Annotated in this window: 15 protein-coding genes; 7 read left to right on the top strand and 8 right to left on the bottom strand. The window is 68.1% G+C overall.

The features are described from left to right. Positions 1-132: 132 nt before the first annotated feature. The gene (locus A6A40_RS11600; protein WP_158279286.1) at positions 133-1,218 is read right to left on the bottom strand and encodes a GGDEF domain-containing protein; all 1,086 of its coding nucleotides are present in this window, start codon (positions 1,216-1,218) and stop codon (positions 133-135) included. A 504-nt stretch (positions 1,219-1,722) separates the two neighbouring features. Between A6A40_RS11600 and A6A40_RS11605 the strand changes: the two genes are divergently transcribed. After that, positions 1,723-3,102: a leucyl aminopeptidase family protein gene (locus A6A40_RS11605; RefSeq protein WP_063635534.1), complete on the top strand. Its 1,380-nt coding sequence runs from the start codon at positions 1,723-1,725 to the stop codon at positions 3,100-3,102. A 191-nt stretch (positions 3,103-3,293) separates the two neighbouring features. Beyond that, positions 3,294-4,316, top strand: coding sequence for a flagellar motor switch protein FliG (fliG, locus tag A6A40_RS11610; protein WP_063635535.1), 1,023 nt, complete (start codon positions 3,294-3,296; stop codon positions 4,314-4,316). Positions 4,317-4,385: 69 nt separating this feature from the next. Here fliG and A6A40_RS11615 read toward each other — a convergent pair whose 3' ends face one another. Together A6A40_RS11615 and A6A40_RS11620 are read right to left on the bottom strand one after the other, a co-directional pair. Then, on the bottom strand, positions 4,386-5,582 hold the full coding sequence (locus A6A40_RS11615; RefSeq protein ID WP_063635536.1) for a sensor histidine kinase: 1,197 nt from the start codon (positions 5,580-5,582) through the stop codon (positions 4,386-4,388). A 68-nt stretch (positions 5,583-5,650) separates the two neighbouring features. Continuing rightward, complete coding sequence (locus A6A40_RS11620; protein ID WP_063635537.1) at positions 5,651-6,148, bottom strand: low molecular weight protein-tyrosine-phosphatase; 498 nt, start codon at positions 6,146-6,148, stop codon at positions 5,651-5,653. 166 nt (positions 6,149-6,314) lie between these two features. On the opposite strand from A6A40_RS11620, the gene cobB reads away from it, so the two are divergent. Both cobB and A6A40_RS11630 read left to right on the top strand, forming a co-directional pair. Continuing rightward, positions 6,315-7,058, top strand: a complete 744-nt coding sequence (gene cobB / locus A6A40_RS11625; RefSeq protein WP_063635538.1) for a Sir2 family NAD+-dependent deacetylase — start codon at positions 6,315-6,317, stop codon at positions 7,056-7,058. A gap of 1 nt (position 7,059) precedes the next feature. Continuing rightward, positions 7,060-7,659, top strand: coding sequence for a uracil-DNA glycosylase family protein (locus A6A40_RS11630; RefSeq protein ID WP_063635539.1), 600 nt, complete (start codon positions 7,060-7,062; stop codon positions 7,657-7,659). Between the two features lie 19 nt (positions 7,660-7,678). Here A6A40_RS11630 and A6A40_RS11635 read toward each other — a convergent pair whose 3' ends face one another. After that, positions 7,679-8,029 (bottom strand): metallopeptidase family protein, encoded by a 351-nt coding sequence (locus tag A6A40_RS11635; protein WP_082860791.1) that lies wholly within the window; start codon positions 8,027-8,029, stop codon positions 7,679-7,681. A 141-nt stretch (positions 8,030-8,170) separates the two neighbouring features. On the opposite strand from A6A40_RS11635, the gene A6A40_RS11640 reads away from it, so the two are divergent. Next, a complete protein-coding gene (locus A6A40_RS11640) occupies positions 8,171-8,473 on the top strand; it encodes a 4a-hydroxytetrahydrobiopterin dehydratase (RefSeq protein WP_063635541.1) in 303 nt (100 codons plus the stop codon). A gap of 53 nt (positions 8,474-8,526) precedes the next feature. Here the strand turns inward: A6A40_RS11640 and A6A40_RS11645 are convergent, their stop codons facing one another. Continuing rightward, complete coding sequence (locus tag A6A40_RS11645; protein WP_236783648.1) at positions 8,527-10,503, bottom strand: methyl-accepting chemotaxis protein; 1,977 nt, start codon at positions 10,501-10,503, stop codon at positions 8,527-8,529. Between the two features lie 238 nt (positions 10,504-10,741). Further along, positions 10,742-12,454, bottom strand: coding sequence for an extracellular solute-binding protein (locus A6A40_RS11650; protein WP_236783649.1), 1,713 nt, complete (start codon positions 12,452-12,454; stop codon positions 10,742-10,744). A 329-nt stretch (positions 12,455-12,783) separates the two neighbouring features. Here A6A40_RS11650 and ppa point away from each other — a divergent pair, with 329 nt between their 5' ends. Continuing rightward, a complete protein-coding gene (gene ppa, locus A6A40_RS11655) occupies positions 12,784-13,341 on the top strand; it encodes an inorganic diphosphatase (RefSeq protein WP_063635544.1) in 558 nt (185 codons plus the stop codon). A gap of 23 nt (positions 13,342-13,364) precedes the next feature. On the opposite strand, the gene A6A40_RS11660 is transcribed toward ppa, so the two are convergent. Then, positions 13,365-14,417: an NAD(P)H-binding protein gene (locus A6A40_RS11660; RefSeq protein ID WP_236783650.1), complete on the bottom strand. Its 1,053-nt coding sequence runs from the start codon at positions 14,415-14,417 to the stop codon at positions 13,365-13,367. A 43-nt stretch (positions 14,418-14,460) separates the two neighbouring features. Here A6A40_RS11660 and A6A40_RS11665 point away from each other — a divergent pair, with 43 nt between their 5' ends. After that, entirely contained in the window at positions 14,461-15,396 is a 936-nt protein-coding gene (locus tag A6A40_RS11665) for a LysR family transcriptional regulator (protein ID WP_236783651.1), read from the top strand. Between the two features lie 2 nt (positions 15,397-15,398). Here the strand turns inward: A6A40_RS11665 and A6A40_RS11670 are convergent, their stop codons facing one another. Continuing rightward, positions 15,399-16,349, bottom strand: a complete 951-nt coding sequence (locus A6A40_RS11670; protein WP_063635545.1) for an L-lactate dehydrogenase — start codon at positions 16,347-16,349, stop codon at positions 15,399-15,401. Between the last annotated feature and the right edge of the window lie 30 nt (positions 16,350-16,379).

The following is a 16,379-nucleotide window of genomic DNA, read 5'->3' on the forward strand; positions in this document are numbered from 1 at the left end:
GCCCGCTTCCGGATCGGGGCGGTGATCCGCATCCCCCGCGCCGCCCCGCGTCGCCTGGCCCCGCGTCGCCTGGATCGAAACCCTGTCCGGGGAGCCGCAGGAGCGAGCGGCCCGGCTTCATGCCCGGCTGCGTCAGGCCGTCTTCCGATCCCGCGGGGCGATGGACGCGTGGACGACACGGTTGCGGCCGCTGCGCTTGGCCTCGTAGAGCGCCATGTCGGCGGCATGGGCGAGGTCTGGCCACGCCTCTCCCGGCCGGACGGCCTGGGCGATGCCGATGCTGGCCGTCACCACCAGGGCGGTTCCCTGATGCTGGAACGGGATCGCCTGGATGGCATCGCGAATCCGTTCGGCGATCTGCTGCGTTTCGGAGAGCCGCAGTTCCGGCAGGAACAGCAGGAACTCCTCCCCTCCCATCCGCGCCAGCACGTCGTCGGGACGCTTCAGATTCCTCAACGTCGCCGCCACGGCGACCAGAACGGTATCGCCGGTGGCGTGGCCGAACCGGTCGTTGATCCGCTTGAAATGGTCCAGGTCGATACAGAAGACGGCGTCGCCGGGACGCAGATGGCTCGGCACCATCCGCTCCAGCCAGCGGCGGTTGCCGACGCCCGTCAGGCTGTCCAGTTCCGCCATCAGGGCAAGCCTGCGCTCCGCCCGGTCGGTGGCGACGCTGTAGATCAGGATCGCGACCGTGAAATTGCCCAGGATCTGGATGAAGAACTCCAGGGCCACCCAGTGCACGAAGTCGGGAACCAGGACGATGACCCCGGCGCCGAGCAGGAATGACAGCCCGCTGAGCGCCAGCACCGCTTCCAGCGGCAGGCAGGACGGCAGCGGCTCGACCCGGCGGAGCCGGGCAACGATCCGGGACGCCACAATCAGGCAAAGCGCCGCATTCAAATGGAAGAGGAGGGCCCGCAACTGGTTGTCAAGATGGAACCCGGTGAGCCAGGCGGCGATCGAAAGCGACATGAGATAAACCGCCAGCAGGCGCCAGGCGCGGTGCAGGCGTCCCGACCGCAGCCGCTCCATTCCCAGCACCAGCAACCCTTGCCCGACCAGGCCGAGGGTGAGGCTGCCCAGTGTCCAGACCGTCGCCGGCATCGTCGCATGCTCGCCGAAGCTGGCCAGGACGGCGCCCAGTCCCTGCAATGAGAAGGCCGCCGCCAGGATGCCGAACCCCGAAGACGGCGACCGACGACGCCGCGCAATCATAAAAACCGCCGCACCGGCCAGAAGCGACGACTGGTTCAAAAACAGTACGGTGGCAATGTCGAGCGCAATCATGGGCGGCGGTGACGGTTGATCGGAGTTGACTGGAACATACTTTCGCAAACCGGCCACCGTTCCAGGTGAACAGTCCGCCGCGGCACTGCTAGTCGCTCCGAAATAACCGATGGGTTGTTTATTTACCATTGGAAATATCCAGCAGTGCATTTTTGCCATAAATTCACCATGCCGCGCCGGATCGCGAGACAATCGGCACGGATAACGACGTGATCTTCATCCCGCTCCGGAGCCTGCCCCGAGACAATCCACCTGTTCATGCAGGAAATTCCTGCTAGATTTCCCATTCTTCAAATGGGGAAACATCGGCCCGGAAAGCGTTCCACTCTGTTCCACGCCACCCCTTTCCAGCCGGCGCTTCACGCGCCATCCTTGGAGAATGGGCATCCGCACCGGATGCGTGACGTGATCTCGTAAGAAGGATCCTCAGTCTTGCTCGCTACCCTGCTTGCCGTGGACGGTCCCGACACCGTCGCCCTCACTCCCGTGACCAAGGCCGGATTGCCCGACTGGCTGGCCGCGCAGTCGCCGGCCGTCGCCTCCTGGGTCAAGGCGGTGGGCTTCACCGGCGAGGCCGGATCGACGGTCTTCCTGCCGGGACCGGACGGGGGCGTCGCCCATGTGCTGGCCGGCGTGTCGGCCGTCGACGATCTGTGGGCCTTCGCCGGCCTGCCCGCCTCGCTGCCGCCCGGCTCCTACAAGATCGACGCGGCGCTGGACGCACGGGCGGCGACGCGCGCGGCGCTGGGCTGGGCGCTCGGCAGCTATCGCTTCACCCGCTACAGGAAGCCGCCGGAGAAGGGCTTCGCCACTCTGGTCTGGCCGGCCGAGGCCGACCGCGGCGAGGTGGAACGGGCGGCGACCGCCACCTGGCTGGTGCGCGATCTGGTGAACACCCCCGCCTGCGACATGGGTCCGGCCGAACTGGCCCAGGCGGCGCAGGATCTGGCGGCGGAGTTCGACGCGGCCGTCGAGGTGATCGTCGGGCAGGATCTGCTCGACCGCGACTATCCCGCCATCCATGCCGTCGGCCGCGCCAGCCCACGGGAACCGCGGCTGATCGACCTGCGCTGGGGCAACCAGCAGCATCCCAAGGTCACCATCGTCGGCAAGGGGGTCTGCTTCGACACCGGCGGGCTGGACCTGAAGCCGTCCTCGGCCATGCTGATCATGAAAAAGGACATGGGCGGAGCGGCGCATGCACTGGCGCTCGCCCGGATGATCATGATGGCCGGGCTGCCGGTGCGGCTGCGCGTGCTGGTGCCGGCGGTGGAGAATGTCGTGTCCGGCGACAGCTTCAAGCCGCAGGACGTGCTGAAGACCCGCAAGGGCCTGACGGTGGAGGTCGGCAACACCGACGCCGAAGGCCGCCTGATCCTGTGCGATGCGCTGGCCGAGGCGGATTCGGAAAAGCCGGCGCTGCTGATCGACTTCGCCACCCTGACCGGTGCCGCCCGCGTGGCGCTGGGCCCCGACCTGCCGGCGCTGATGTGCAATGACGATGCGCTGGCCAACGACCTGACCGAGGCCGGGACCGCGGTCGACGACCCGATGTGGCGGCTGCCGCTGTGGGCGCCCTACCGCAAGGGACTGGACAGCAAGGTGGCCGACATCAACAACGTCACCACCAACGGCTTCGCCGGCGCCATCACCGCCGGGCTGTTCCTGCAGGAGTTCGTGTCGAAGGGCACGCCCTGGGCACATCTGGACACTTATGCCTGGAACGGCTCGGCCCGTCCCGGCCGGCCGGAGGGCGGCGAGGCGCTGGGCCTGCGGGCGGCCTATGCGGTGATCGCCAAGCGGTTCGGCTGACGCTGCGGGCGGTGGAAGCAAAGGGCGGCAGCAAGGGCGGGGCATCGACTGAATTTGTCCCCGCCCTTCGCCCTCGAACGGATGGAATACACAAGCGAATCCTATTAAAACGGAACAATAGGAAAGCTGACATGTAAGAATGAACCGCCCGCCTCCGGCGCGAGGTCGGCGGCGGTTGCGGAGGCGAACGGATGGCGTTGAAGGTTCGCGAGGATTACCGGACCCTCACCGGGCCCGAAAAGGCCGCCATCATGATGCTCGCGCTGGGCGAGGAGCATTCGTCCAAGCTGTTCTCGCTGATGGACGACGAGGAGATCAAGGAACTGTCCCAGGTGATGGCCAACCTGGGCACGGTGTCGGCAAACCTGATCGAGCGGCTGTTCGTCGAATTCGCCGAGCAGATGTCGGCCACCGGCTCGCTGGTCGGTTCCTTCGATTCGACCGAGCGGCTGCTGCTGAAGACCCTGCCGAAGGACAAGGTCGACCAGATCATGGAGGAAATCCGTGGTCCGGCCGGCCGCACCATGTGGGACAAGCTGGCCAACGTGAACGAGTCGGTCCTGTCCAATTATCTGAAGAACGAATATCCGCAGACCGTCGCCGTGGTGCTTTCCAAGATCCGTCCCGAACATGCCGGCCGCGTGCTGACCCAGCTGCCGGAGAGTTTCGCGATGGAGGTCATCATGCGCATGCTGCGCATGGAGGCGGTGCAGAAGGAGGTTCTGGACGACGTCGAGCGCACGCTGCGCACCGAGTTCATGACCAACCTCGCCCGCACCAGCCGCCGCGACAGCCACGAAATGCTGGCGGAGATCTTCAACGGGCTGGACCGCACCACCGAACACCGCTTCATGGCGGCGCTTGAGGAACGCAACCGCGACAGCGCCGAGCGCATCAAGTCGCTGATGTTCACCTTCGAGGATCTGTCGAAGCTCGACCCCAGCGGCGTCCAGACGATGCTGCGCACGGTGGACAAGCAGAAGCTGGGCACCGCGTTGAAGGGCGCGTCGGAGACGCTGAAGGATTTGTTCTTCTCCAACATGTCCGAGCGCGCGGCCAAGATCCTGCGCGAGGATATGGCCGCCATGGGTCCGGTCCGTGTCCGCGACGTGGACGAGGCGCAGATGTACATGGTGCAGCTGGCCAAGGATCTCGCCGCCCGCGGCGAGCTGGTCATCTCCGAAGGTGGCGGCGAGAACGAGCTGATCTACTGACCGGCGATCCGGCTATGGAGGTGTTGCATGGGAGAGATGGTGGGCAGGAGGTAACCGCGTGCTCCGGCCTCACAACTCCTGCGGCAGGGTGATCGTGACCGCCGTCCCGGCCCCCGGCATGCTGTCGAAGGCGATCCGGCCGCCGAGCGGCCCCGTCACAGTGTTGAACACCACCGCCAGCCCCAGACCCTTGTGGCCGCGGCCGCGGGCGGTGGTGAAGAAGGGATCGGTCAGGATCGGCAGATGCTCCGCCGGGATGCCGGCGCCGCGGTCACGGACGATCAGGTTCCAGGCCGGCACCGCGTCCAGCGTGGCAGGCTCGACCGCCACCTCGACGGCGCCGGGACCGCCGGCATAGCCATGGGCGGCGGCGTTCACGAACAGGTGGTGCAGCACCCGCTCCAGCGGCTGGGTACAGCCGAACCACGGGCAGGGCGCCCCCGGCATCACCCGCAAGGCCAGCGGCAAGTCGGGATACTGGACGGCGAACAGCGCCGCGATGTCCGCCGCCGTCTGGCGCAGGTCCAGCGCCTCCAGCGGTTCGGCGTTCTGGCAGGCGGCAATGGCGGAGAACGCCTCCACCAAGTCCACCGCCCGCGCCAGATTGGCGTCGAGCAGGGCGGCCGGTTCCCGCAACTCCTCGGTCGCGAGCGGACCGTTGCCGGGACGGGCCAGCTCCTGCAGGTGGCTGGCCGCGGTGACGCAGACGCCGAGCGGCGTGTTCAGCTCATGCGCCAGCCCGGTCACCGCCTGGGTGATGGCGCGTTGGCGGGCCAGCGCCGATTCGGCGATGCGGGTGCGGCGCTCCAGATCCTCGCGCACCACCCGTTCCGATACCTCGCGGATCATGCGGCTGAGTTCGCGCAGCAGCTTCGCCAGCAGATCGGGCGAGGGGGAGATCAGCGCCAGGAACAGCTCGCGCTCCAACTCGAACACCGTCACCGGCGTGGCGGCGATCACCGAGGCGGAGCGGGCGCCGCCGTCGATCAGCGCCATCTCGCCGAAACAGTCGCCGGCCCGGCGGAATCCGACCTCCACCTGACCGCCGAACTGGTCGTTGCGCACCACCCGCACCGTGCCGTCCAGCAGCACGTAGAGCGAGCTGGCGCCGTCGCCCTCGCGCATCAGCACCGTGCCGGCCGGTGCATCGAACACCCGCCCGCGCGAGGCCACGGCCGCGCGCTCCTCCGGCGAGAAGGCCTCGAACAGGACGATGCCGTCGAGGATCCCGCCGGGCGAGGTGGTGCCGGTGGCTGCGCTGGTCATGGCTGACGGATGCTCCGAAAGGGCTAATCCCGGCAGCATAAACCAAGCGGCCGGGGCAGGGCGACACGTTAACCGATGCGTTTGCGAATCGGAAACTCGCTTTCGCGCGTGAGACGGTCCAGCAGGCCGCGCGACCCGGCCTCGCACAGGTCCAGCACCTCTTCGAAGCCGTCGGGGCCGCCGTAATAGGGGTCGGGAACTTCACGGCCTCCAAGTCCGGGCGCATCGTCCAGGAACAGGCGGAGCGCCGCGGTGGTGCCGGCCGGGGCGATGCGGCGCAGCTGGGCCAGATGACCATGGTCCATCGCCAGGATATGGTCGAAGCGGGTGAAGTCCGCCGCCACCACCTTGCGGGCGCGCAGACCCGACAGGTCGACGCCGCGAGCCAGCGCCGCATGTTGCGTGCGCGGATCGGGCGGCTCGCCGACATGATAGCTGTGGGTGCCGGCGGACTCTGCGATCACATGCGGCCCGAGACCGGCGCGCTCGGCCAGATGGCGGAACACCCCCTCTGCGGTGGGCGAGCGGCAGATGTTGCCCGTGCAGACGAACAGGACCTTGACCACCTGCGGTATCCCCCTTCTTTCTTCTCAGCGGCTTTACTTCCAGGCGCGACGAGCGTACGCCGCAGCAGTTTTCCACATGACCGGTTTCCGAACCGTTAGATCGGATCGCGTAAAATCGCATTCGATTTGAAGCGTGACTCCGATCGCCAGATATCAAGGGGATGCCATGCCCTCACCCGCGCTGACCAACCGCCTGCGTCCGACCGACTCGATCGTCATCCTGACCGGGGCCGGGATTTCCAAGGAATCGGGGCTGGACACCTTCCGCTGTGCCGGCGGCATCTGGAGCCAGGTCGATCTGGAGGATGTGGCGACGCCGCAGGGCTTCGCGCGGGACCCCAACCTCGTCCATCGCTTCTACAACGACCGCCGCCGCGGCCTGGCCGACCCGGCGGTGCAGCCGAATGCCGCGCACCGGGCGCTGGCGGAGCTGGAGCGGCGCTGGAAGGGCGAGGTCCTGCTGGTGACCCAGAACATCGACGACCTGCACGAGCGCGGCGGATCGAAGGCGCCGCTGCACATGCATGGCGAGCTGCTGAAGGCCTTCTGCCTGCATTGCCGCACGGTGGTGGAGGTGCAGGGCGACCTGTCGGTGCATGACCATTGCCTGACCTGCGGGCGCAAGGGCGGCATGCGGCCGGACGTGGTTTGGTTCGGCGAAATGCCCTACCAGATGGAGCGCATCCAGCGGGCGTTGGAGGAATGCGACCTGTTCGTGTCGATCGGAACCTCCGGCCATGTCTACCCCGCCGCCGGTTTCGTGGCGGAAGCCCGGTCGGCCGGAGCCTATACGGTGGAGCTGAACCTGGAACCGTCGGAGGGTGCCTCCCATTTCCACAGCTCCATCCACGGCCCGGCGACCCAGGTGGTGCCGGCCTTCGTTCAGGATCTGCTGTCGATTGTCCGATGACATGGTTGAAGGCGGTTCGCAGCTGGACCGCCTGTTCGCGACGGTGCGCGCCTGTACGCTGTGCGCGGGCGTCCTGCCGCACGGCTGCCGCCCGGTCCTGCGCGGCAGCCGCACCGCCCGCCTGCTGATCGTCGGGCAGGCTCCCGGCGCGCGGGTGCATGCCAGCGGCATCCCGTGGGACGACGCCTCCGGCGACCGGCTGCGCAAGTGGCTGGCGATGGAGCGGGCCGCCTTCTACGACGACTCCCGCATCGCTGTGGTGCCGATGGGCCTGTGCTATCCCGGAACCATGCCGAAGGGCGGCGATTATCCGCCGAGGCCGGAATGCGCCCCGCTCTGGCACCCGCCGGTGCTCGACGCCCTGTCTGGCATCCGGCTGACGCTGCTGATCGGGCAATATGCCCAGGCGCGCTATCTGGGCGAGCGGCGCAAGGCTACGATGACGGAGACGGTGGCGAACTGGCGGGAGTACGGCCCAGGCCATATCCCGCTGCCGCACCCGAGCTGGCGCAACACCGCCTGGCTGAACCGGAACCCCTGGTTCGAGGACGATCTGGTGCCGGCGCTGCGCCGCCGGGTGGCCGAGGCGCTGGAGGGCTGAGGCGCCCCCCACTCCGCCCCTATTCCATGGCCTCGATCCGCTCCATGTCGTCGTCGGAGAAACCGAAATGGTGGCCGATCTCGTGGATCAGGACATGGCGGACGATGGCCGGCAGTTCCTCCCCCGTCTCGCACCAGTAATCCAGGATCGGGCGGCGGTAGAGGAAGATCATGTCCGGCCCGCCGCGCAGGTCGGCGACGCTTTGCCGCGTCAGATCCACCCCCCGGTACAGCCCCAGCAGGTCGAATGGGCTTTCCAGCTCCATCTCCCGCTCGGTATCCTCATCGGGAAAATCCTCGACATGGATGACGAGGTTCCCGACCGGGGCCAGAAGCTCCGCCGGGATGGTTTCAAGCGCTTCTTCGGCCATGCGCTCCAGGTCTTCGACCGTGGGCGGAACCGTATGGGGACCTGAAGGTTTCCGTATCATGCCGCAGAAGGTAGCGGACCGCCGCCCGTTCGCCAAGAAGCTGCGGGCGGCAAAAGAGCGACGGAAGAAAGGGAGGTCATCATGTCCGATCGTTTGGTCGGCGCGCATCGCCAGACGGCACTGAAGGAACTGCACGGCTGGTCGGAGGTGCTGGAACGCGACGCCATCCGCAAGACCTTCCATTTCGCCGATTTTCCGGCCGCCTGGGGGTTCATGAACCAGGTCGCCCTGCTGGCCGAGAAGACCGGCCATCACCCCGAATGGTTCAACGACCTCGGCCGGGTGGAGGTGATCCTCTACACCCGCAGCGTCGACGCCGTGACCCCGGCCGACATCGAGTTCGCCCACCGCCTGGACCAGATGGCCCCGCTGCACGACCGGTAGGGCCGCGCGTGGGAAAGGCCCCTCTCCCGCCTTGGGAGACGGGCCGGCGACGGTCAGGCGGCGCGGATGCCGGCCAGGAAGGTCTCCACCTCGCGGCGCAGGTCATCCGCCTGACGCGACAGACCGGTTGAGGCGTCGAGCACCTGCGACGCCGCCCGGCCGGTCTGGGCGGCGGCCTCGTGCACCTGCGCGATGTTGCCGCTGACCTCGCCGGTGCCCTGGGCCGCCTGCTGGACGTTGCGCGAGATCTCGGACGTGGTGGCGCTCTGCTCCTCGATGGCGGCGGCGATGGTGGCGGCGATCTCGTTCATCGCGCCGATGGTGCCGCCGATCCCCTCGATGGCGTTCACCGTGCCGCGCGTGGCGCTCTGCACGCTGGTGATCTGGGCGGAGATGTCCTCTGTCGCCTTGGCGGTCTGGTTGGCCAGCTGCTTCACCTCGCTCGCCACCACGGCGAAGCCCTTGCCGGCCTCCCCCGCCCGCGCCGCCTCGATGGTCGCGTTCAGCGCCAGAAGGTTGGTCTGGCTGGCGATGTCCTGGATCAGCTTGACCACCTCGCCGATGCGCGCGACCTCCTCGGCCAGATTGCGGACGGAACCGGTGGTCTCCTGCGCCTCGCGCACCGCCTGGGCGGCGACGCCGTTGGAGCGGGAGACCTGCTCGCCGATCTCGCGGATCGAGGCGGTCATCTCCTCCGTCGCAGAGGCCACGGTCTGCACATTCACCGAGGTCTGCTCCGCAGCCGAGGTGGAGGCGGAAGCCTGACGGCTGGTCTCCTCCGCCAGCGCCGCCATGGATTCTGCGGTCTTGCTCAACTGGGTGGAAGCACCGGATACGCCGGTCAGGATGGCCGACACCGCCCGGTCGAATCCCTGGACCATCCGTTCGACGGCGGCGGTGCGCGTCTCGCGGGCGGCGCGCTGGGCTTCCTGTTCGGATTCCAGGCGCACGCGTTCGATGGCGCTTTCCTTCAGCACCTGGATCGCCCGCGCCATTGCGCCGATCTCGTCCGACAGCTTGGAATAGGCGATGTCGACGCCGAGATCGCCGTCGGCCAGCCGGACAACGGTGGAGGTGAGGGAGCCCAGACGCCGCGTGACCTGGGCCGACAGCACGATCAGCACGATGCCGAAGGTGATGCAGACCGCGGCCAGGACCACCGCGGCGAGGATCAGTTGGGTCCAGGCCTGGCTTACGCTCTCCCGGTTCGTCTCATGCGCCACAGCCAGGGCGGCGTCGCGCATCGTCAGGATGTTGTTCAGCATCGGCGTCACCCAGGGGCGCCATTCGGAAAGCGGCAGGGGCGGCGGCGCGCCCTTGCGGGCGGCGTCGATCACGCTCTGGAAGCGCTTTTCGCCCTCCGTCATCATGGTGGTGCGCACATGCTCCAGCGCCCTGGTCAGCTCCGGCGGGTTGCCGAGATTGAGCACCGCCTGCTGCATCATCTGCCACAGCCCGGCGATCCTGCCGGTCATCTCGGTCGCCGCCTGCAGCCGCTCCGGCCCGAAGGGCATGCCGGCGACGAACAGCCCGACGGAGGCGGAGCGGGTGCCGCCGATGTCGCGCATATCCTGGGCCAGACGCGCCAGATTGACGTGTCCGAACAGGTCGGGACCGTTGACGATGGTGGAGCGGTAGGTCTCGTCGATGGCCTTGCCGACATTCTGGTTGGCTGCGGCGATGGCATCGACCGTGGCCGCGGCGATGGTCGCCGGCCGGGCCGGTTTGGCCTGCTCCGCCGCCTGCCGGGCGGCCGTCCGCGCCGCCTTCAGCTGGTTGGATGCGGTCGCAATGGGAGCTGCGGACAGGCCGGCGGCCTCGATCCGCTCACCGGCCTTGGCCAGCGCCGCATCGCTGGCCGCTATGGCAGCCTCCAGCGGCTGGGCCGCCGCAGCGTCCAGCGGCTTCTCGCTGTCGAAGGCGACCGCCCAGCGCCCCCGTTCGCTGGCCAGCAGCGGGCCGACCTGCAGCGTCGCCTCGAATGCCGAGAGCGAGCTTTCCGTCCGGTGGCGCTGCTGGAGATCGCCCACGGCATTCCATGCAAGGACGACGGCCATGCAGATCGGAAAAGCCGCGATCAGAACATTTGCGCACAATATTTTCGTGCGGATATTCATCCTGTGTCCCCTGGGCGACGCGACGAATGCAAACAGGGGCAACGATAGCAACGATCCATTACCGGACGTCAGTCAGGGACCATCCCGATCATCCGCCCGCCGGAGATTGCCCCCAGGGCCATCGTTGGACGTCCGAGCGGTCGGCAAGGGGTTAGGGCGCGACCCACCAGCTTTCCACCATCGGTCCGTACAGCGGAGTGGTTGCCGGACGATGCAGGGTTGATCTGCGGGCGATCCGGTCCACCGGGCTGTGGAACAGCGGAACCATGTAGTGCCCCCACAGCAGCACCCGGTCCAGCGCGCGCACCCGTCCGACCAGTTCCTCCCGCGTGGTGGCCACGGCGATGGAGCGGGCAAGCGCGTCGACCACCGGGTCACGGATGCCGGCCAGATTGCGGCTGCCCTCCTGCCCGGCCGCGTCGGACCCGTAGTAATAAAGCTGCTCATTTCCGGGAGACAGGCTGGAGGCCCACCAGCGCAGGGTCATATCGAAATCGAAACTATCCAAACGGCCCTGGAACTGGGCACTGTCCACCGTCCGGACGCGCGCTTCGATCCCCAGCGGCTCCAGCGAGCGGGCGAATTCCAGCGCCACCCGCTCCTCCGATGGATCGGAGAGGATTATTTCGAAGGCGAAGCGATTCCCCGCCGCATCGGTCAGCCGGCCGTCATGCACCCGCCAGCCAGCCTGCTCAAGCAGCCGCAACGCCTCGCGCCGGTTGGCGCGCAGGCCCGCCGGGCCGCTGCCGGTCCCGCCATCCGGCAGGGTGAAGGGGCGGATGAACAGGTCCGGCGGCAGCCGGTCGCGGAAAGGCTCCAGCGCCCGCAACTCCTCACCCTCCGGGAGGCGGCGGGCGGCGAGATCGGAGTTGGGGTAATAGCTGGCGGTGCGGGTCAGCAGCCCGTGGAACAGGCTGCGCCCGATCCAGTCGAAGTCGGTCGCCATGCCCAGCGCCCGGCGCACCCGCACATCGGCGAAGATCGGCCGGCGTGTGTTGAAGATCAGGCCGCGCGCCAGCTCCGGCCGCCGGTTCGGCAGTTCTTCCCGCAAGAAACGGCCCTCGCGCAGGGCGGGGCCGTCGTAACCGGTGGCCCATTTGGCCGGATCGCTCTCGTACCGGATGTCGCCCTGCCCTGCCTTGAACGCCTCCAGCGCCACGGAATCGTCGCGGTAATAGTCGAACTCCAGCCGGTCGGCGTTGAATTGCCCGACACGGGTGGGCAGATCGCGGCCCCAATAGTCGCGCACCCGCTCGTAGACGATGCGCCTTCCAGGATCGACCGCGGCGATGCGGTAGGGTCCGCTGCCCTGGATCGGCTCCAGCGTCGTGCGGTTGAAATCGCGGCCGTCCCAGAAGGCCTTCGAATGGATCGGCATCAGCCCCATCAGCAGCGGCATCTCGCGGTCGATGGTCCCATCCGGGTTGGACGCGAAGGCGAAGCGGACGGTCCGCGGGTCGGGCGCCTCGGCACTCGCGACCTTGGCGTAGAACAGGCGGCGGTTGGGCGTGCCGTACCGCCGCTGCATCTCCAGGGAGAACAGCACGTCGGCGGCGGTTACCGGCGTGCCGTCATGCCAGCGCGCCTTTCCATTGATGTGGAAGGTGATGGCGGAGCGGTCGCCGGCCACCTCAACCCGGTCGGCCAACAGGCCGTAGAGCGAGAAGGGCTCGTCCCACGACCGCGCCAGCAGGGTCTCGAACACATAGCCCAGCCCCAGAGCCGGCACGCCCTTGACGATGTGCGGGTGGAGGCTGTCGAAGCTGCCGGTCACCGCCTGCCGGATGGTCCCGCCCTTCGGTGCCGCCGGGTCGACGTAGGGAAAGGCGGCGAAGTCCGGCGGCAATGCCAGATCGCCATGCATGGCTATGCCATGCGTTACATTGACATGCATGGCTATGCCATGCGTCACACTGGCATGCATGGCGATGCCGTGTATCGGCATGCCGTGTTCGAGGACCTCCGCACATGCCGGACGGAGCGCCGGCAGAGCCAGAAGGATGAGCAGAAGGAGGATCGGACGGGCCATGCCCGGCAGGGTTGCCCCTTTGCCGCACCTGCGCAAGAGCCCGCGCAAGTTCCTTGGCCTTGATCGGCGTTCCGCCTAAACTCCGGCCCCGCGTGGCGCCGGACCGGGCATCGGCGCCGAAACAAGAACGTGCCCTGAATACGCCAGTCGAAGGAACGCGATACATGGATCTGAGCAAGCTCGCCGCGGGTAAGAATGCCCCCTGGGACGTGAACGTCGTCATCGAGATTCCGATTGGCGGCCAGCCGGTGAAGTACGAAGTCGACAAGGAATCGGGCGCGGTGTTCGTCGACCGTTTCCTGCACACCGCGATGTTCTATCCCTGCAACTACGGCTTCATCCCGCACACCCTGTCGGGTGACGGCGATCCGGTGGACGTCTGCGTCGTCGGCCAGCACGGCGTCGTTCCGGGTGCGGTCCTGCGCTCGCGTCCCATCGGCGTCCTCTACATGGAGGACGAGGCCGGCGAGGACGAGAAGCTGCTGGCCGTTCCGGTCGACAAGCTGCATCCCTTCTACACCGACGTGAAGAACTACACCGACCTGCCGTCCATCGTGATCGAGCAGATCGCCCACTTCTTCGAGCACTACAAGGATCTCGAGAAGAACAAGTGGGTGAAGGTCCGCGGCTGGGGCAACGCCGAAGAGGCCGCCAAGAAGATCGAGGAAGGCCTGGCCCGCGCCCTGGAAGCCAACAAGGGCACTCCGGGTCCGGTGGTCTGAGGCAGCGTTCGAACCGCGTTGCCTCAGCCCAGGCGGCTTGAGGCAACGCGGTCGGGTATGCATTTCCCCGCCTCCGGCAATCCCGCCGGCTGCGCGGGGAGATGCCCCAATCCGGCAAGCGTCCGACGCACCGCAAGGTCCAGCGGTGTGTGCGGTTCGTCGCCCAGGAAGGCCAGCAGGCGGCGGTTGTCGAGCCGCACCGGTTCCTGCCACAGATAGCGCATCTCGCTGAGTTCGCGGAACAGCGGCAGCGCCAGACCCGCCAGCCGCAGCATCCACCAGGGCATCCGCCGCACCGGCAGGTCTGGCTGGTCCAGCGCGCGGGCGATGGCCGCGACCATCCGGCCTCCATCGGCATCCCAGTGTCCATCCATATGGAACATCGCGTCGTCGCCCAACTCCGCCTCACGGTCGAGCAGGCGCATCGCGGTTTCAGCCGCGTCGGGCAGATAGGCCCATTGATGGCCGATCCCCGGCCGGCCCGGCTGGTTGATCCGGGTCGGCGGCTTGCCGGGCGTCAGCAATCCCTGGCTGAACCAGCTGTTGCCCGCCTGCGGACCGAAGAAGTCGCCGCAACGCAGAATCAGCAATCTCGCCCCCTGCTCCACCGCGCGATGCAGGCGACGCTCCATCTCCACCCGGATGGCACCCTTGCGGGTAAGCGTGTTCTGCGCCGCCGTCTCCGGGATCAGCGGGAAGACGTCGGGGCCGTAGTTGTAGACGGTGCCGGGCAGCAGGATGCGGGCACGGTTGACGCAGGCCGCGGCAATGCTGTTGTCCAGCATGGGTAGAACCAACCGGTCCCAATGCCGGTAGCCCGGCGGATTCACCGCGTGGACGATCAGCGCTGCGCCCTCGGCCGCGGCTGCCACGTCGGTTGCGTTCATCGCATCGCCGACGATCCAGTCGAGGCGGTCCTGCCGCCACTCTTCCGCCGGCTTTCGGCGCAGGCCGCGCACCGTCCAGCCGCGCGCCGCCAGCGCCCGCGCCATCTCGCCGCCGAACCCGCCGGTCGCACCCAGAACCAGGGCGGTCCTTGCCGTACCGGTCGCCTGCCCCTCCATCACTGCCTCCATCGCTTTTCGCTTCGTGATGTCGGAAGGATGGACCGGGGAACGGATGAACGGAATTGTCGAACTGTGGCGGGTTGCTATACTGAAATCGATGAATCCACCACCACCCAGCTGGGACCTCTACCGCAGTTTCCTTGCAGTGATCCGTGAAGGGTCTCTGTCTGCCGCGGCGCGCGCCCTGGGGTTGACGCAACCCACCCTCGCCCGCCATGTCGCTGCGCTGGAGGAGGCGGTCGGCGGCTCGCTGTTCGTGCGCTCGCCGCGCGGACTTGATCCGACCGATGCAGCCCTGGCCTTGCGCCCGCAGGCGGAAGCATTGGACGCGGCGGCGGCCAGCCTATGGCGCACGGCTTCGGGCTGGGGAGCGGAGGTGCGGGGCACGGTGCGCGTCACCGCCAGCGAGGTGGTGGGTGCCCGGATCCTGCCGTCGATCCTGGCCGGCCTGCGGGAAATCCACCCGACGCTGGAGGTGGAGCTGGTGCTGTCCAACGGTATCGACAATCTGCTGCAACGCGATGCAGACGTCGCCGTGCGCATGGTGGAGCCGGACCAGCAGGCGCTATTGGTGCGGCGGGTCGGCAGCATCGCTCTGGGTCTGCACGCCCACCGCCGCTACCTGGAGCGCCGCGGCACCCCACGCAGCCTGGAGGAGCTTGACGGCCACGACCTGATCGGCTTCGACCGCGAGACGCCGGACATCCGCGCAATGATGCGGCGCGTGCCGGGCCTCACCCTGCCCCGCTTCGCTCTGCGCACCGACAGCCATCTGGCGCAGCTGGCGGCGATCGAGGCCAGGTTCGGCATCGGCATCTGCCAAGTCCCTCTGGCGCGGCGGAACCCCGATCTGGTCCGCCTGCTGGCCGACCGCTTCGAGTTGCCGATGGGGGTATGGGTCGCCATGCACGAGGATCTGCGCTCCACCCCCCGCTGCCGTGCCGTCTTCGACGGGTTGGTGGCAGGCCTAACTGAGGTCGTGACGTAGCATCAACTGGTCCAGCCCATCCGGCGCTCCACCCCGTCGGCGGCCTCCTTCAGGATTTCGGCGCTGCGGCGCAGGGCCGCCGCCTCCTCCGCCGACAGGTTCGGCAGCACGGTGTCGAGCACGCCGCCGGCGCCGATGACGCGCGGCAGCGACAGCACCACCTGCGGCACCCCGCAGACATCGTCGGTCAGCATGGCGCAGGTCGCCACCATCCGTTCGTCGGCGCCGATGGCCGATACCAGCCGGGCCAGCCCGCCGGCGATGCCGAAGGCGGTGTGGCCCTTGCCGTTGATGATACGATAGGCGGCGCGGCGCACCCCCTCGTCGATGGCGGCGCGGTCCTCCGCCGTCAGGCTGCGGCGAAGCTGGTCGGCCGCCTGCTCGACAGGCAAGCCGGCGACAGTGGCGCTCGACCACAGCAGAACTTCCGAGTCGCCATGCTCGCCGACGACATGGGCATGGACGGAACGCGGGGTCACTGCCAGCTGCTCGGCCAACAGGGCGCGGAAGCGCGCGGTGTCCAGCACCGTGCCCGATCCGATCACCCGGTTGCGCGGCAGGCCGCTGATCCGCGTGGCGATCTGCGTCATCACGTCGACCGGATTGCTGGCGACCAGCAGCACAGCGTCGGGGGCCGCCTTCAGCACCTCCGGAATGATGGCCCCGAACACCTTGGCGTTGCGCTCCAGCAGCTCCAGCCGGGTTTCGCCCGGCTTCTGGGCGACGCCGGCCGACAGCACGACCACCCCCGCCCCCTCCAGCGCGGCGTAAGCGCCGGCGCGGACGGTGACGGCATGGGTGAAGGGCACGGCATGGGCGATGTCCTGGGCCTGGGCCTGGGCCAGCGCCTCGTTCATGTCGACCAGCACGACCTCGCTCGCCGCGCCGGTGGTCACCATGGCGAAGGCGGCGGTGCTGCCGACGAACCCCGCCCCGACGATTCCGACCTTCATGCAGTCCTCCCCAAACCCGTTTCACGGTGA

Source organism: Azospirillum humicireducens (genome assembly GCF_001639105.2).
Classification (GTDB): Bacteria; Pseudomonadota; Alphaproteobacteria; order Azospirillales; family Azospirillaceae; genus Azospirillum; species Azospirillum humicireducens.

Coding starts and splice junctions, on each gene's coding strand:
- ppa (WP_063635544.1), top strand. CDS start 12,784: ATGGATCTGAGCAAGCTCGCCGCGGGTAAGAATGCCCCCTGGGACGTG.
- A6A40_RS11630 (WP_063635539.1), top strand. CDS start 7,060: ATGGTTGAAGGCGGTTCGCAGCTGGACCGCCTGTTCGCGACGGTGCGC.
- A6A40_RS11640 (WP_063635541.1), top strand. CDS start 8,171: ATGTCCGATCGTTTGGTCGGCGCGCATCGCCAGACGGCACTGAAGGAA.
- A6A40_RS11670 (WP_063635545.1), bottom strand. CDS start 16,349: ATGAAGGTCGGAATCGTCGGGGCGGGGTTCGTCGGCAGCACCGCCGCC.
- A6A40_RS11650 (WP_236783649.1), bottom strand. CDS start 12,454: ATGCATGGCGATCTGGCATTGCCGCCGGACTTCGCCGCCTTTCCCTAC.
- A6A40_RS11635 (WP_082860791.1), bottom strand. CDS start 8,029: ATGGCCGAAGAAGCGCTTGAAACCATCCCGGCGGAGCTTCTGGCCCCG.
- fliG (WP_063635535.1), top strand. CDS start 3,294: ATGGCGTTGAAGGTTCGCGAGGATTACCGGACCCTCACCGGGCCCGAA.
- A6A40_RS11600 (WP_158279286.1), bottom strand. CDS start 1,218: ATGATTGCGCGGCGTCGTCGGTCGCCGTCTTCGGGGTTCGGCATCCTG.
- A6A40_RS11615 (WP_063635536.1), bottom strand. CDS start 5,582: ATGACCAGCGCAGCCACCGGCACCACCTCGCCCGGCGGGATCCTCGAC.
- A6A40_RS11665 (WP_236783651.1), top strand. CDS start 14,461: ATGAACGGAATTGTCGAACTGTGGCGGGTTGCTATACTGAAATCGATG.
- cobB (WP_063635538.1), top strand. CDS start 6,315: ATGCCCTCACCCGCGCTGACCAACCGCCTGCGTCCGACCGACTCGATC.
- A6A40_RS11660 (WP_236783650.1), bottom strand. CDS start 14,417: ATGGAGGCAGTGATGGAGGGGCAGGCGACCGGTACGGCAAGGACCGCC.